The organism is Shewanella sp. c952, from assembly GCF_019654975.1.
GTDB lineage: Bacteria > Pseudomonadota > Gammaproteobacteria > Enterobacterales > Shewanellaceae > Shewanella.
Map to the genome: position 1 here is coordinate 129,660 of NZ_BPEW01000007.1, position 15,837 is coordinate 145,496.

General features: G+C 43.1%; 17 protein-coding genes. 11 read left to right on the forward strand and 6 right to left on the reverse strand.

Annotation, left to right across the window (positions count from 1 at the left end; all coding sequences use genetic code 11):
- Window positions 1–161: 161 nt before the first annotated feature.
- The gene (locus tag K5R16_RS07485) at window positions 162–473 is read right to left on the reverse strand and encodes a prephenate dehydrogenase (protein ID WP_220736906.1); all 312 of its coding nucleotides are present in this window, start codon (window positions 471–473) and stop codon (window positions 162–164) included.
- Window positions 474–517: 44 nt separating this feature from the next.
- Between K5R16_RS07485 and K5R16_RS07490 the strand changes: the two genes are divergently transcribed.
- On the forward strand, window positions 518–1,402 hold the full coding sequence (locus K5R16_RS07490; protein WP_220736908.1) for a TraB/GumN family protein: 885 nt from the start codon (window positions 518–520) through the stop codon (window positions 1,400–1,402).
- A gap of 130 nt (window positions 1,403–1,532) precedes the next feature.
- Window positions 1,533–2,366 (forward strand): MaoC/PaaZ C-terminal domain-containing protein, encoded by an 834-nt coding sequence (locus K5R16_RS07495; protein WP_220736948.1) that lies wholly within the window; start codon window positions 1,533–1,535, stop codon window positions 2,364–2,366.
- A 61-nt stretch (window positions 2,367–2,427) separates the two neighbouring features.
- Here K5R16_RS07495 and K5R16_RS07500 read toward each other — a convergent pair whose 3' ends face one another.
- On the reverse strand, window positions 2,428–3,318 hold the full coding sequence (locus K5R16_RS07500) for an aldo/keto reductase family oxidoreductase (RefSeq protein WP_220736909.1): 891 nt from the start codon (window positions 3,316–3,318) through the stop codon (window positions 2,428–2,430).
- Window positions 3,319–3,458: 140 nt separating this feature from the next.
- On the opposite strand from K5R16_RS07500, the gene K5R16_RS07505 reads away from it, so the two are divergent.
- Entirely contained in the window at window positions 3,459–5,171 is a 1,713-nt protein-coding gene (locus tag K5R16_RS07505; RefSeq protein ID WP_220736910.1) for a formate--tetrahydrofolate ligase, read from the forward strand.
- Between the two features lie 64 nt (window positions 5,172–5,235).
- Here K5R16_RS07505 and K5R16_RS07510 read toward each other — a convergent pair whose 3' ends face one another.
- Complete coding sequence (locus tag K5R16_RS07510; RefSeq protein WP_220736911.1) at window positions 5,236–6,843, reverse strand: mechanosensitive ion channel family protein; 1,608 nt, start codon at window positions 6,841–6,843, stop codon at window positions 5,236–5,238.
- A 359-nt stretch (window positions 6,844–7,202) separates the two neighbouring features.
- Between K5R16_RS07510 and K5R16_RS07515 the strand changes: the two genes are divergently transcribed.
- A complete protein-coding gene (locus K5R16_RS07515) occupies window positions 7,203–7,466 on the forward strand; it encodes a hypothetical protein (RefSeq protein ID WP_308440803.1) in 264 nt (87 codons plus the stop codon).
- A gap of 82 nt (window positions 7,467–7,548) precedes the next feature.
- On the opposite strand, the gene K5R16_RS22475 is transcribed toward K5R16_RS07515, so the two are convergent.
- Window positions 7,549–7,674, reverse strand: a complete 126-nt coding sequence (locus K5R16_RS22475) for a hypothetical protein (RefSeq protein ID WP_020910759.1) — start codon at window positions 7,672–7,674, stop codon at window positions 7,549–7,551.
- Window positions 7,675–7,897: 223 nt separating this feature from the next.
- On the opposite strand from K5R16_RS22475, the gene K5R16_RS07520 reads away from it, so the two are divergent.
- From K5R16_RS07520 to rraB, 6 genes are all read left to right on the forward strand, one after another.
- Window positions 7,898–8,188 carry an ABC-type zinc uptake system zinc chaperone gene (locus K5R16_RS07520; protein ID WP_259649795.1) on the forward strand — a complete coding sequence of 97 codons (291 nt, stop codon included), beginning with the start codon at window positions 7,898–7,900 and terminating at the stop codon, window positions 8,186–8,188.
- Window positions 8,189–8,268: 80 nt separating this feature from the next.
- Complete coding sequence (locus K5R16_RS07525) at window positions 8,269–9,465, forward strand: hypothetical protein (protein WP_220736913.1); 1,197 nt, start codon at window positions 8,269–8,271, stop codon at window positions 9,463–9,465.
- On the forward strand, window positions 9,449–10,372 hold the full coding sequence (locus tag K5R16_RS07530; RefSeq protein WP_220736914.1) for a metal ABC transporter solute-binding protein, Zn/Mn family: 924 nt from the start codon (window positions 9,449–9,451) through the stop codon (window positions 10,370–10,372). The genes K5R16_RS07525 and K5R16_RS07530 overlap by 17 nt, the downstream gene beginning before the upstream one ends.
- Window positions 10,373–10,451: 79 nt before the next feature.
- Complete coding sequence (locus tag K5R16_RS07535; RefSeq protein WP_220736915.1) at window positions 10,452–11,237, forward strand: metal ABC transporter permease; 786 nt, start codon at window positions 10,452–10,454, stop codon at window positions 11,235–11,237.
- A gap of 199 nt (window positions 11,238–11,436) precedes the next feature.
- Complete coding sequence (locus K5R16_RS07540; protein WP_220736916.1) at window positions 11,437–12,165, forward strand: 1-acylglycerol-3-phosphate O-acyltransferase; 729 nt, start codon at window positions 11,437–11,439, stop codon at window positions 12,163–12,165.
- A 28-nt stretch (window positions 12,166–12,193) separates the two neighbouring features.
- Window positions 12,194–12,589 carry a ribonuclease E inhibitor RraB gene (gene rraB / locus K5R16_RS07545; protein WP_220736917.1) on the forward strand — a complete coding sequence of 132 codons (396 nt, stop codon included), beginning with the start codon at window positions 12,194–12,196 and terminating at the stop codon, window positions 12,587–12,589.
- Between the two features lie 77 nt (window positions 12,590–12,666).
- Here rraB and K5R16_RS07550 read toward each other — a convergent pair whose 3' ends face one another.
- On the reverse strand, window positions 12,667–13,635 hold the full coding sequence (locus K5R16_RS07550) for a sensor domain-containing diguanylate cyclase (protein ID WP_220736919.1): 969 nt from the start codon (window positions 13,633–13,635) through the stop codon (window positions 12,667–12,669).
- Window positions 13,636–13,648: 13 nt separating this feature from the next.
- Entirely contained in the window at window positions 13,649–14,644 is a 996-nt protein-coding gene (locus tag K5R16_RS07555) for a response regulator (RefSeq protein WP_020910767.1), read from the reverse strand.
- A gap of 383 nt (window positions 14,645–15,027) precedes the next feature.
- Between K5R16_RS07555 and K5R16_RS07560 the strand changes: the two genes are divergently transcribed.
- Window positions 15,028–15,834, forward strand: a complete 807-nt coding sequence (locus tag K5R16_RS07560) for a crotonase/enoyl-CoA hydratase family protein (RefSeq protein ID WP_220736920.1) — start codon at window positions 15,028–15,030, stop codon at window positions 15,832–15,834.
- The last annotated feature ends 3 nt before the right edge of the window (window positions 15,835–15,837 follow it).

Genomic DNA, 15,837 nt, shown 5'->3' on the forward strand with positions numbered 1-15,837 from the left:
CTAATATCTAATACTTAGTATCTAAGAGGAAGAAAATTATATGACGCTAGAATGACATTTAGATGACAAAAATCAATCCATTAACAAATTAGTAGCAACCGATGACCTCAATGCGCTAAGGTTGGCTGCTATGCCATTAATGGACTGATCTTGTTGTTTAATTATTTGGCGTTAGATTTAAAAGCCTGCATAGTTTGCAATAATAGGCCAAGCTTACGCACATAACCTTCAAGCGCTTGCGCCATCGTCTCAGTGTTTTGAGTCATGGCTTCCATCTCTGCAGCGAGTTCTTGTACATAAGGTTGAAAGCGATTGCTGGTAGTAGAAAAGCCCTCGTCCTTGGTAAAGATAGTATCAAACTTAACGTGACCCGCTTTTTTAAGCTCATCAAGTCTGCTATCTGCATCGATAGCTTGGCGGTATGCGGTTTGCAAACTGGCTTTTAATTGCTCGGTAACCTGTGTGTGTGGCATAACAGCCTCTCATTTTAAAATTTGCTGAATTATAAGGGGCAAGTATGTTGGCAACAAGTATCAAGAAAACTTTATTGTCGTTAGTGAGTGTCTCTAGTCTATTGTTGGCAACGTTTGTTAACGCTGCACCTGCCGATAAACCACCGTTTTACCAAATCGATTATCAAGGTAAAACAGCATATCTTTTGGGCTCGATCCACATTGGTAAGGCTGATTTTTACCCTTTTGCAGACCAAATCGAGCAAGCATTTTTGCAATCAAAAGCGTTAGTCGTTGAGGCTGATGTTCGTGGTGCCAATGTTCCAGCTCTTTTACAACAGTACGGTGCTGAACCGCTGCCGATAGATGATAAGACTAAACGGGTTTTAGCCGATTATTGTCAAGATAAAGCCAGCTTATGCGCATCTTTAAGTCGCTATGCACCTTGGTTGCAATCGATGCAGTTAAGTATAGGACGCTATACAGCCTTAGGTTATAGCGCTGTTTATGGTGTTGATTCTGTTTTAGTGGAGCAAGCGGGTCATCGGCCTATTTATGAGCTAGAAAGCACTGAGTTTCAGTTTGAACTGTTGTCCTCTTTTAGTCCTGATACACAGTGGGAAATGGTACGTGAAGCAATAGAGGCACCCGATTCCGATATGTTGGAGCTGATTTCGGCATGGCGCAGTGGTGATGAAGCTGAACTGGCCGACTTGATGGAAGGCGAAATGCTACGTGATGGTAATACAGAGATGGTGGAACGGATGTTATGGGGTCGCAATAAGGGCATGGCGAGTAAACTGATCGAGCTGATGAATTCGGCGACCACAAAACAACCTTTATTTGTGGTCGTTGGAGCAGGGCATTTAGTGGGTATAAAAAGCGTGCAGACCTATCTAGCGCCTTACGGAGTAAGCAGTAAAAACTGTTGGCAAAGCAGTTGTATTTAAAGCTGTTCTAATGTGGATTATCGGCTTCGAGCATTTTAGGGTATAATCCGCCGCTCGTTTTATTTTTGTCTGCGTTCTAATGTAAGGTTTGATTAGTTTGAGTAAAGAATACTGTATTGATTTAAAGGCTATGCCATCGCTGTTTTCGCTTTATCGAAAGATATTTTTTGGGCGTAAACCAGGGTGGGATGAACAGCCGCTGCCGATGATAAAAGTGAGCAGTCCCAATGTGGCATTAGCTGCAGATAAGGTCGAGCAGTATGCCAAAGTATGTGGTTTTGAGTTTGATGGTCAAACCTTACCGCCTACATATTTGTATGTGATGGCATTTAGACTACATGCGATGATTTTTACTCACGAAGCGATTACCTTTCCTTTGCTTGGAATGATCCACTTAAAGAACAGCATTACTCTGCATCGCGCTACAAGTGTGACAGAAAACTATGATATTGAATGTTCGTTAACGACCAGTCAGATGACAGATTCAGGTCTGGAGTTTGAATTAGTATCAAAAGCCTTTGTTGCTGGCGAGCTAGTTTGGGAATCACTGTCGACTTATCTTTACCGTATCGAAGGTAAAACCAAACGCGTGCGTCCACCCAAAGCGAGTGATATGAATTGGGATGCGCCTGAAGCGTGGAGTCTAACTGAAGATTTAGGTCGCCGTTACGCTAAAGCATCGGGTGACTATAACCTTATTCATCTGCACCCTGTATTGTCGAAACGTTTCGGTTTTGACCGAGTGTTGGCCCACGGAATGTGGTCTAAAGGTCGTTGTATCGCACAAGTTATGCCAGAGATCGTCAATAAGCCGTGCAAGATCGATGTCGCATTTAAGCTACCTTTGTTTATGCCTGGAAATGTTAGTTTTTCAGCTGAGAAACAGCAAGATAGTTTAGTTTTTGAATTAAGAGATCAAAAAGGTCGCCGCCCACACCTAACGGGTGAAATTAGCTTCTTGTAAGCAGTATACATATAAAAAGGCGCGTAATTGCGCCTTTTTTTGTATCTAAAACCTGCCGATATTATGGCACACCGTGGCCGGTAGATGCTTGCCAAATGCTAAACCACTGTTGCCGTGTTAGTGTAATCTGAACGGACCTAACCGCTGACTCAATTCGGCTAATATTACCACTGCCAATGATTGGATGAGGCTTACTCGGGAGAGCTAGCACCCAAGCATAAATCACTTGGCTGATGTTCTGTGCATTGACTTCATCTGCAATGGTTTCAAGTACTGCACGTAGTCTTAGAGATTGTGGATCGTTAGCCTCAAATATATTCCCCCCGCCCAAGCAAGACCAAGCCATAGGCGCCAAATTATGTTGTTGGCAGTAATCTAAAGTACCGTCGTGCAAGGTGGTCATGTTTGTTGGTGATATTTCAACTTGGTTGCACACTAGCTTTTGCGACATGCGTGACTGTAATAGGTCAAATTGTTGCGGGCTAAAATTTGATACTCCAAAGTGACGTACTTTGCCCTGTTGGTGCAGAATGTCGAAAGCTGAAGCTACTTCATCAGCATTCATCAATGGATCGGGGCGGTGGATCAATAGAAGATCTAAATGATAGGTTTGCAGCTTTTGCAGTGATGTTTCAGCGCTTTTAATGATGTGTTGGCGACTGGTATCGTAATGGTTGAGATAAGTCTCTGGAGTTTTATCTGTAACCAGCTGTATGCCGCATTTACTGATGATTTGTATGCTTTCTCTTAAGCTTGGTTGCAAAGCTAAGGCATTACCAAATAGGGCTTCACATTGGTAGCCGCCATAAATATCAGCATGGTCCATACTGTACACGCCGAGCTCAATATAGCGCTCAATAATCGCTAAATGTTGTTGAGCTGTTAGCTGCCAGTCGGCGAGTCGCCAAAATCCCGCGATAAATTGTGATAGCTGAAATTCACTGCTTTGCATGACCTATTCCTGTCTATTTTATTGATGTAGATTACGAAAAGCTAAAATAGCAACATTTTACTATTTTACCGCCGTTTCAGATCCACTATATTGCATCCGTTAGTCTACCCTACAACAAATAAAAAAGTGGATACATACCAATGCTTTCAGATATAAACATTTCTCGTGAACATGTTTGCAAGCCTATCGCAGACATTGCTAGCCAACTCGGAATTGTCGAATCCGAACTCTCTTTGCACGGTAAGAATAAGGCCAAGGTCTCGTTATCTGTTGCTAAGCGCCTAGCAGATAAGCCTGATGCCAAATTAGTGATTGTTACAGCAGTGACACCAACACCTCATGGTGAAGGCAAGACGGTGACGACTATCGGTTTAACTCAGGCGATGAATGCTATTGGAGTTAAAGCTTGCGCTTGTATCCGCCAGCCAAGCATGGGACCTGTATTTGGGATCAAAGGTGGTGCTGCGGGGGGCGGCTACGCTCAAGTGGTGCCGATGGAGGAGTTGAATCTACATTTGACCGGCGACATTCATGCGGTGAGTAGCGCTCATAATCTTGCGGCTGCGGCGATTGATGCTCGGTTGTTTCATGAAACAAGATTAGGCGCCACAGCTTTCAAAAAAGAGTCAGGCCTTAACGCTGTCAACATTGATGCTGACAATATCCTATGGCGCAGAGTTGTTGATCATAACGAGCGTAGCTTAAGGCAAATTGAGGTTGGGTTTGGTGCGGTAAACGGCCCGGTGCATAGCTCTGGCTTTGACATTACAGCGGCATCTGAGCTGATGGCGATTCTGGCACTTAGCCAAGATGTGAAAGATCTTAGGCAAAGAATTGGCCGCTTGGTATTAGCACTCGATACTGATGCTAATCCGATCACGGCTGAAGATATCGGTGTTGCGGGAGCGATGACGGTGATCATGCGTGATGCCATTGAGCCAACGTTAATGCAAACATTATCGGGTGATCCTTGCTTTATACATGCTGGTCCATTTGCCAATATCGCTCACGGAAACTCGTCGATTATCGCTGATAATATCGCTGCGAAATTGGCCGATGTAGTGGTTACCGAAGCTGGGTTTGGTTCTGATATGGGCTTTGAGAAATTCAGTAATATTAAGGTAAGAGAATCAGGTTACAAGCCATCGGCCGCCGTAGTGGTTGTTACACTAAGAGCACTGAAAGCTAATAGCGGTATCGAATCTAATATAGCCATTGATCAACCGGACATGGCACGCTTAGAGGCTGGTTTTGCCAATCTGCAGTGGCATATCGATAATGTGCATCAATACGGCGCGCCCGTTGTGGTGGCGATTAACCGTTTCCCAACAGATACGACAGCGGAGCTTGATTGGTTAAAGGCACAAGTGGCAAGGAGCAAAGCATTTGGCTGTGCGATAAGTGATGGCTTCGCTAATGGCGCTCAAGGGGCTACTGAGTTGGCAAAAGTGGTACATGCCGCAATAAAAATAGAGTCCGAGTTCAACTACTTATATGAAACAGTCGATACGTTAGAGTCTAAATTGATGACCTTGGCTGAGGTTGGTTACGGCGCAGCCAGTGTTTCTCTGTCAGACAAGGCAAAGTTGCAGCTAGCTTGGTTACATAAGCACGGTTACAGTGAGTTGCCGCTTTGTATTGCTAAAACACCCATGTCGATTAGCCATGATGCGAATGTGAAGGGAGTGCCGCGTAACTTTGAATTGCCGATTAATGAGTTAAGACTGAACGCGGGTGCTGGTTTCATTACAGTGCTAGTAGGTAAAGTGATGACCATGCCTGGACTTGGTATTAAACCCGGTTATTTGACTGTCGATATCGATGCTGATGATGAGATCATTGGCTTAGCCTAAAATCGACTCGTAATAAAAAAGCCCCATCAGCACTTGCTGGTGGGGCTTTTACTAAAAATGAATTTTAGGTGGTCTGGTAGATATGCACATCGCGTTGCGGGAACGGAATGCTAATTCCTTCAGCATCAAAGCGCATTTTAACTTCACGGGTAATATCCCAATAAACATCCCAGTAGTCGATTGGTCTTACCCAAGGACGGACGATAAAGTCGACAGAAGATTCACCTAAGACATGCAATTTAACCATCGGCTCTGGATCTTTAAGCACTTTCGGATGCGCCATTATAATTTCTGTTAAAACTTTTTCGGCATGCTCGATGTTGTCGCCATAACCAATGCCAAAAGTTAAATCGACACGACGTTGATGCTCAACAGTGATGTTATTAATCGTGTCGCCCCAAATCTTGTTGTTTGGAACGATGAGTCGTTGGTTATCTAAGGTTTTAATGGTGGTAGACACTAAGCTCATATGGCTGACGCGTCCTGTAACACCTGCAGCGTTAATGAGGTCGTCGACATCGAAAGGACGGTAGATCAAAATCATCATACCTGAAGCAAAGTTAGACAAGGTATCTTGTAGTGCAAAACCAATAATTACACCAGCAATACCAAAACCTGCCAGTAAGGGAGCGAGCTCGAAGCCAAGCTGTGATAAGCCGATCAATAAGCCTAATGCAAAGACCACTTTCCCCACCATGGAGACAAAAAAGTCTTGCAGTAGATAACTAAATTTAAGCTTAGAGTTACTTACTGTTTTTTGAACGACACGCTTAACAATTTTTCCAACCAAACTTGATAGAAATAGAATTAAACTAAAAATGATCAGTTTGAAGATGATACTCGCGCCATTTTCCAACGCTTGGGTTTTGGCAATCGACATCCATTCACTAAGCAAGCTGCTTGCCACATCGAAGTTAAGTACATCCTGAGTAATATCACCTGAGATACTAAATAGGGTTTGTTTGTACATCGCAGTGTCTTGGCCTAGTTGATCGAGCAAGCCGATTGCTATAGACAAGCTAGAGGAGCTTTGATCAAGGCGCTCTTTAAGCTCAACGACTAAGGTCGTTTGATCACTGCTGACATCTTTACCTGCGATGGTTACATCTGCAACGGCTTGTGCCAGTCGTGATTGATTATAATGAACAAAGCTGTCGAGATCGTCTGCTCTAGTGATGAGTGCGCTAATGAACTGTTGATTCTTATCCTTAACATCAACGCCAGCCATATTTGCCCAGTCGATTAACTCCTTCTCTGCTGTATATAGCTTGTCTTGCTCCCGCTGTATGTGAACTAGCTGCAGCATGATCTTTCGGTCATTGTCGGCTCCAACTTGACCCATTAACGTTTTCTTTTGATCGTTAAAATAGTCTTCAACTAAGTTAGTAAAGGCCAGCTGCTTAACAATATAGGGCTTTAACAGCTCCAAATTAGGCGCGGTTCTTTCAATCTGCTCTTTGAGCTTTTCATGCAGTAAAGTGGCATTGCGGCTAATGCGATATTCAAGAAATGACTTTATCTCGCCTTTAGTCCCTGTAAGTACCTTGGCATCGCTATCAATGGCGCTTTGGATTTTGTTGAGCTCTGTTATGAGCGGCTCATCATTTGCAGATATGATGGAGGAGAAAAAGCATAAGCTGATAAAGATCAGTTGGATCAGCAGTCTTTGCATCTGTAAACGTCCGTTAGTTCCCTAAAGTAATAATATTATACCAATTATTTTAAATAGGTAGTCAATTCAGAGGTATTGATAATTTTTAGACCAATAGGTTTTATTGCTAATAGAAGCGACTGAATTGCCATTATGAATTAGTTCAGGTGACTAGCTAACAATTACGAGCAAAATAAAGCCCTGATAGAGTGTCAAATCTGGTAGAATTAGTCGCCAATTTTTGGCTCACACTTGCCCTTAATTGGCGCTATTAGCCATGTAACTAATTTAACTGATGATAGAGAGAAATCACTTTGATATGTGCACATTGTTCTAAGTCTTTCGCAATCGATAAAATAGTCAACCAAAGGGGAAAAGGCTTGAGTGGAGAGATCCAATGTCCACTTTGTGACGCATGGTTAGGAAAAAGTGCACCCATGGCGCGAGTAAAAATGGCAGGTTTCTATATTGGATTTATGGCAATCGTATGGGGGTATTTCGACGAAAGTGTTCGCAATATCTGTATTCCGGTAGCGATATTTGCGGTGATGTTACTGCTTGTGAGTCATATGATGGATCATATGAAGGTCACCGAAAGGCCGGAGCAAAAAGATAACAGCGAAGAGCGGCAGAAGTATCGTTAGTTGTTATCGGCAGTTTTAATTAGCGATAGGGTTAGCACTAGATCTGATTCGAGTGCTAACTCATCAATATGTTGGCAGTGAATTAGTCGATAACTTGCACTTGTGCTTCAAGTGCAGCTTCGACGTAATAAATTCCGCCAAGTACCACAATAAAAAATAGCGACGTCAAAATAAGAAATTTTAAGTTTGAGCGAAGAAGTTCAAGCATAGTATTTGCGCCTTATTAATAAATAAACTCTTGTTTCATATCACTATGAATGCATTTTATAGCAGTCATATTAGCTGTATGAGCTTAAGACAGTATTAATTTTCATTCAAGTTTTAGTGATATACATCACAAACACTTTGTAACGTTTTATGTTCCTGAAGGCTTGACTTCAACCTTGAAGTTAATAGAATTGGCGGGTTTTATAATAAACAAGGTTAACACTTTGATTCAACTGAGTAGCGTAAAGCAGAAACTCGCAATAGGGCTTATTGCCGTATTCTTGTGCCTGTCATTTGCAGCGTCCGCTCATGATCTGAGTCATTTGGATGATGGCGCTCAAAACCATTGTACTCTGTGTTATCACCAACACCATGTCAATAAGCTGCTACCTAGCTTTGAATTACATATTGCGGTAGAACGCCAGTTTATTGAGAGCCAAGAGTACATCCTACCTGTTTTTAATTCACGTCATGTGAATTTCTTCAATAGCCGCGCTCCTCCTTTTACAGTCTAGTAATTCAAAACAAATAACTAAAAAATTAAATTAAGTATTCCTATTGGGAAGACTTTGCTTAGCTGTATTTCGGAGACAAAATGACTATTTCTACTATGCGCCTAACTGGTGTAGCTGCTGCATGTGCGCTTTTTTCAATCAACGCTTATGCGGAAGATTCAAGCTTAACTAACCCTGCAATAAGTGCAGTTTTAGATGGTTACTATCAAAACACTGAACGCCCTATGAGCGAGCGGGCTGAAGGTTTTGGCCTCGGTCACACTGAAGTTGCGATGAGTGCCAATATCGATGATATGTTCTACGGTAAGCTTACCGCAGTCATTGAGGTGCATGATGGTGAGACTGAGCTAGGCCTTGAAGAAGCGTTCATTCAAACAATGGCAATGCCTTATGGCCTTTCGATGAGAGCGGGTCGTTTCTTATCAGACATTGGCTACTTGAATAACCAACATGTACATACTGATGCATTCTCAGACAGACCAGCAGCGTACCGCGCCTTCCTAGGTAGCCATTATTTTGATGACGGTCTGCGGGTGAGTTATGTCGCACCGACGGACCTATATTGGACTATGGGAGCTGAGGCTTTTAAAGGCGACAGCATGCAAGCCGAGGATGAGCATGGTGAACGAGATTATAAAACCATTGGTGTTTATACCGCATTCACTAAGATTGGTGGCGATGCAGGTGTTAACGGTTCATGGCAGGCGGGTTTAAGCTATTTACGTAATGAAAATGGCCGTATGACAGCTGAAGAACATGATGATCACGATGATCATGTCGCCGTTCAAGAAGAGCATGATCATAGTCATAGCGCACAGTACACCGGTGAAAACACCTATGTGGCAGATTTTGTCTACAAATGGGCACCTAATGGTAACTACAAATATCAGCACCTTACTCTAAGTGGGGAATACTTTAGAGTGACTGATTTTAAACCATTAGAAGAAGAGCATGATGAACATGATGCTCATGGTGATGAAGGTAAAGATTACCAAGATGGTTGGTACCTAAGCGGTGTCTATCAGTTCTCGCCTAAGTGGTCAGCAGGTGTACGTTATGGTCAGGTAGATACTCAATTGATGCATGATGACCATTTTGACGCGCAAAAACTGAAAGAAACTGAGGTCAGCTTAGCATGGCATCACAGTCATTTCTCAACGGTACGTTTGCAGTATACCAACCAACAAGGTACTAACTTTGAAGGTATAGAAGATGATAACGTTATTACTCTTCAATATGTTATGACTCTGGGGGCTCACGGTGCGCATCAATTCTAAGCAGTTTTTAACTGGAGGACTAAAAGCCCTCACATTAACGTTAGCATTGGGAACGGCAAACACTGCTGTCGCAGGGCTTAATATTTTTGCTTGTGAGCCTGAGTATGCGGCGTTAGCAAAGGAGCTCGCTCCAGATGCGCGGATCTATTCGGCCACAACGGCGATGCAAGATCCTCATCAGGTGCAGGCAAGACCTAGCCTGATCGCAAAAATGCGTCAAGCTGATTTAGCGGTGTGTGCAGGAGCTGATTTAGAGATTGGCTGGCTGCCAATGCTACAGATGAAATCGGCCAACGCCAAAGTACGCTCAACTGATCAAGGGTTATTCTTTGCTGCTGAGCAAATTGACACTCTCGATCAGATGAGTTCTGTCGACCGTTCAATGGGAGATGTTCACGCTAAAGGTAACCCACATCTGCAGTTCGACCCAAGACGTTTGCTGGGCGTTGCAGAAGCACTAACACAGAAGCTAGCTCAAATTGATGCAGATTCTGCTGCTGAGTATAAAGCTAACTTTGCTAGTTTTAGTGAACGTTGGAACCAAGCTATTCCTCGTTGGGAAGAGAAAGCTAAACCATTACAGGGTAAGAAGGTTATTGCTTATCACTCAAGCTTTAAGTACTTGTATAACTGGTTAGGCTTGGAACAAGTTGCCGATCTTGAGCCAAAACCAGGTATTCCGCCCAGTAGCTCTCATCTAGCAGGTTTGTTAAATCGTGCTAAGCAGGGCGATATTTTAGCTATTATCATCGCTTCATATCAAAGTGAACGCGGTGCTGACTGGCTAGGGGAACGTGCTGATCTGCCTGTTATCGTATTGCCAATGTCTGTGGGTGGTAATGATGATAGTGTTGATCTGTTTAGCTTGTACGATAGTGCAATCGATCTGTTGTTAGCCGCTCAATAGTTTTCTATGAGCCCGCTGCAGCTGAGTATTGTTGTTAATACTCAGCTGCAATTTGATCACCTAACCAGAGTTAATGCTGATGTTTGATCTGGACCTATTATCAATTTTACTGCCTGCTTTCGTCGCCGGAATGTTAGTTTTATCCACCCATGTTGTACTTGGGCAGCAAGTGTTAAAGCGTGGCATTATTTTTATCGATCTTGCCATTGCCCAAGTCGCAGCCTTAGGCGCTATTGTGGGCCATATGAATCACGATATTGAGGCGCTGCCTTTTTCTCATATCTGGATGCCTGCTCTGTTCGCAATTGCTGGCGCCACTTTCATCGCTTGGCTATCTAAGAGAATGGCTGATGAACTCGAAGCTATTATTGGCTGCTTCTACGTACTAGCTGCCGTTGCTGCTATGTTGCTGCTATCGAATGACCCTCATGGGGCTGAGATGCTAAAACAACTGATGTCGGGGCAGATCCTTTGGGTCAGTTGGAGTCAGTTGGTGCTACCAGCTATATTATATGCGGCGATTTTATGCTTGCTGCTGATTAAACCTCAGATCCTTTCTGGTCGTGCTTTCTACCTGATTTTTGCGATTGTAATAACCCTTTCAGTCGAGCTTGTTGGCGTGTATTTGGTCTTTAGCTCTTTGATTCTTCCGGCTCTTGCGGTTAATCATTATGCTGGACGATTTAAGATTGGTTGGGCATACCTCGTGGGTCTATTTGGTTATATTGCCGGCTTAGTTCTATCAGCGACATTTGACCTGCCTAGTGGCGCAGCAATCGTTGCAACCTTAGCGGTAAGTGCAATCGGCTTTAGACTTATTCTGCATTTTTCGAGTAGGCCGAAAGTTACCGTAGCTGAGGTCTGACCTTGAAAGGGTGGGTTATAGGCTAGAATTCGCGATGTTTAATATGTGCGCTAGATTAAAGTTCGCTTAAGTTGCGTGCGCTAAAGTAACAAGAGTACGTCATTGTATAGGCTTTGTTCAGGCTACATGTGTAAACTAAACATTGAGTCGCCAGAACTTGCTGGCTATACTGGCGCCAATTAAATCGCGGGAGATTGTAGTGCTGTTAATCCTTAGATGTTTGATCTTAGCTGTTATGTTAGTTTTAGCCTTTATTATCGGTGGCTTAGCTTGCGTTTTACGACCACGTCACCGTGACAATGTGCATATGTTTGCTAAGATTTTTTCTTGGGCGGCGCCTGTACTCGGCATTAAGGTCATTGTTCGCAACTCTAAAGGCGAAAGTGAAGAGCCTTGTGTTTTCCTTGCTAATCATCAAAATAATTTCGATATGTTTACTCATACGGCAGCTGTACCTAAAGGTACTGTCAGCTTAGGTAAGAAAAGCCTTGCTTGGATGCCGCTGTTTGGCCAAATTTACTGGTTGTCAGGTAACATATTGATTGACCGTAAAAATCGCAGTAAAGCGTTTGATACCATGGCTGCGACGGCAAGAAAAATCAAAGACAAATGTTTATCAGTTTGGATTTTCCCCGAAGGAACCCGCTCTCGTGGCAAGGGGCTTCTACCTTTTAAAGCGGGTGCTTTTTACACTGCTATTGCGGCTGGAGTGCCTATGGTACCTGTGTTGGCATCCAACCAAGGTCATATCAAACTAAACCGCTGGAATAATGGCGTGGTTATTATTGAAATGATGGAGCCTATCGAAACCAAAGGGTTTGATAAGACACAAGTGAAAGAGCTTTCGAAACGTATTCATACTTTGATGTCGGAAAAGTTGTCACAGTTGAATCAAGAAGCTTCTGCATTAATGACTAAAGCGGTATAATCTTCGCGAAATTTTTGAGGAGCAACTGATGTCTATAGAACGCCTGTTAAACGAACAAAAAGCTGAGAACCGTGAAATCGTAGAAGCGATCCTTGCTGACGGTTCATTGCCAGATGCTGATTACACCATTGAGCATCACTTCTCATCGACCAATTTTGATCGCTTAGAAAAAGCAGCTGTAGACGCCTTCAAATTAGGTTTTGAGGTGAATGATGCAGAAGAGATGGAACTGGAAGATGGTTCGGTGATTATCTGCTTCGATGCAGTTGCATCTCACAAGCTTGAGGTTGAGTTACTCGACACTGCTTGTGAAAAACTACTACTGTTGGCTAATAAGCAAAAAGTGGATTATGACGGCTGGGGTACTTACTTCATTGATGAAGACGGTGAAGTCCGTGATGAAGAGGAAGACGAACTGGATTAAGCATCACTGCTAACCAGATTCGAATCAAAAATGCCCATCATTGATGGGCATTTTGCTATCTAATGCCAATCAAGTGGCTAACTGTTTTTGTGTTGATGGATCGCACAGGAGTTTCGGCCCGATTCTTTGGCTCGATATAAGGCTTGATCGGCTAAAGAAAGCCACGCTTCACTGCTCAGTATTTCTGGTTGGATATCGCATATCCCAATACTGATAGTGACTTTAATGATCTGTTCGTCAAACACGGTTTCTGATTGCTCGACTTTTTTCCGCAATCGTTCTGCAAAAAACAGTGCGTTAGCGGCAGGTGTATTGGCAAGGACAACGCCAAACTCTTCGCCACCATAGCGGCCTGCACAGTCTGTTTCTCGCAATGATTTATTGATTAGGTGCGAGACGTTTTGAATCACTTTATCGCCCGCCTGATGGCCGTAGGTGTCGTTTATCACCTTAAAGTTATCAATATCGATCATTACCAAGGTCGTCTCATCGCCGTAGCGACTATTGCGGTCGAACTCTTTTTGCATGCAAAGCTGCCAATGACGTCGGTTGTAAAGCTGAGTTAAGCCATCGATTTGACTTAAAACCTCAAGGCTTTCATTAACGGCTTTCAGCTGCAACTTGTTAATGGCGACATCAGTAACATCGTAGACAATCATACTCAAGTGAGTGACTTCACCTGTCAGCGATGAAAGCGGTAGCAAAGTGACATTTTGGTACATGAAGTCAGCACGACCGGTAATCGGACGATAGTTTTTGAACTGAAAAACAAATGGACGTTGTTCCCAGCTAATAAAGGCGCGATTTTTTAGCTGAAATACTGACTCCATTTTGTGCTTAAGCCATTTTGAGGGTAGGTACTCAAATTGCTCAAACAGATTTTTACCTTTAATCGAATTGGGTGAGACGCCACTGTGGTTTTCCATGAAACCATTCCACAGTTGGATGTTGTAATCCTTATCGAGTACCACTAATCCAACTTCAATGGTTTGTACCATATCAATCAGCCAGTGTAGCTCGTTCATCGCGCTTTGATCGTCTGCCATCTTATGATCCATCTTAATCTAGCAAGTAGCCGAGCTTATAATTAAGCGTTGGCAATGAGTCTTCAGTAAATAGCAGCAGTAAATCACATTGAATATCATGATCTTCAATTTGATAGTTAATTTCCATTGCTAGGGTGCGTTGCCATTTATCAGAGTTCTCATGGATGAGTTCATTGGCGGTGCAATGTCGGCCTAATACCACGGGGTGGCTTTGGCTGAATTTCATGTGCAGCTGCTCTGAGATCCCATTGAGAAAGGCACCGATAAGCACATTGCCGGTGTCCATCATGACTTCTAACTCAGTGGTTTCATCTTCTGGGTTTTCAAGCTTCATCAGCTTGGCCATATCTTGGAACGAGGAGTCGTGAAATAGCAGTAAAGCTTCACCTGCTATACCTGCACCGATAAAGCCTTGGCAAAGTGCGGAGACAGTACCGTTTTCCTCTGTCGCTTTTAGCGTCATTGTCAGTTCACTGACTTCGAGCACATTAACGTTAGGAATAGGCAGTAACACGAAAACATCGAGTAGTTTTGATAACAAGTCTGCGGCTCGTCCCATTGCGACGTTAGCGACTTCTTGGCAAGCATCACGTAGGTCAACCTCAACCATAGGGTTTTCAGTTTGCCCAGTACCAATCGCGAGTTCTAAAATGCCGTACTCTTGCAAGATGTGACTGATTGCGTCAACACTTACTGGCTTTTGAATGAAGTCGAGTGCTCCAAGTACTTTGACCCGTTCGTGAGCTTTTATTTGGATATCACCAGAAACCACAATGACGAGCGCTGGAAGATCTTCTCTTTGGATCGCTTCAAGGACTTCATATCCATCCATGACAGGCATATTTAAGTCTAAAAAAACAATCTCGCCTTTACCTTCACGGATCGCATCGATCCCCTCCGCACCATTTGCGGCATAGGTGAGCTCTACGTCCCACTCTTTTGGAAGTGTCCGTGCCATCTGCTTTCTTGCGAGCGCAGAGTCGTCACATATTAGTACAGGAAAGGGCATTATTGTTCTTATATCCTAATGTTCGTGCTCAAGTTAACTATTTTTTGTTATTTTTAAAAGCTAACTGTAAGTTTACTTGTGTCTATCTGTATGAATTTAATTGATTTAATATAAAATCACAGCGTTACTATTTTGCTTTTATCACGCTAATATTGCAATTGAATTAGTTTCCTAATCGGATCACATCAATGTCATAAATGAAGCAATACACAGATCTCGCACCGATAATTATCCTCTATCCTGACAATGATAGAAAGTCGCACTGTATGACATTTTATTGACGATAGTCAAAAAACAACGCCATGTTATAGGTATTAACGATTTATGCCAAACGTGTTAACTTGCAATCTGGACTGACCAGTAGTGAGTAAAAGGATTTGAAAATGAGCAATAAATTAGTCTCGATACGAAAAGAAGATAATATTGCGTACGTATCTCTGAATCGCCCAGAAAAGTATAATGCTTTGAATTATGAGCTTTTTAAGCAGATAGACGCCTGCATAACTCAACTCAGAAAGGACAAATCACTAAGGGCCGTTATCTTATTTGGTGAGGGCGGTAGCTTTTGCTCAGGTCTCGACGTAAAAAGTGTCAGTAAATCCCCCTTCGATGCTATAAAGCTATTGTTTAAATGGCTTCCTGGTAATGCCAATTTGGCGCAGCGGGTATCAATAGGTTGGCGACGATTACCTGTACCTGTTATCGCAGTATTGGAAGGGGTCTGTTATGGCGGCGGGATGCAAATTGCGTTAGGTGCTGATTTTAGAATTGCATCTCCTTCTTGTAAGTTGTCGATAATGGAGGCGCGTTGGGGTCTGGTACCTGATATGGCGGGTTTTGTCGGGCTGAGAGAGCTAATGCCTAGAGATCAAGCGCTTAAGTTAACAATGACTGCTGATATCCTAACAGCTGAAGCGGCATTATCTTACAATTTACTCACCGCCGTCGAGGTTGAACCTATGGCTGCAGCAACCATATTCGCTCAACAGCTGATGCAAACATCTCCTGATGCTAATGCGGCCATAAAGCAAAGCATTCAAAAAAGCTGGAGTGCACCTATTAGGCAATTACTGCGCAGAGAGTCTTGTTATCAAGTGAGATTATTGGCTGGGAAGAATCGAGTTATTGCTGCAATAAGACAGTCTAAGGACTCTCTAAAGGAGTATAGAAATAGACAGTCTGGTTGGTAATTG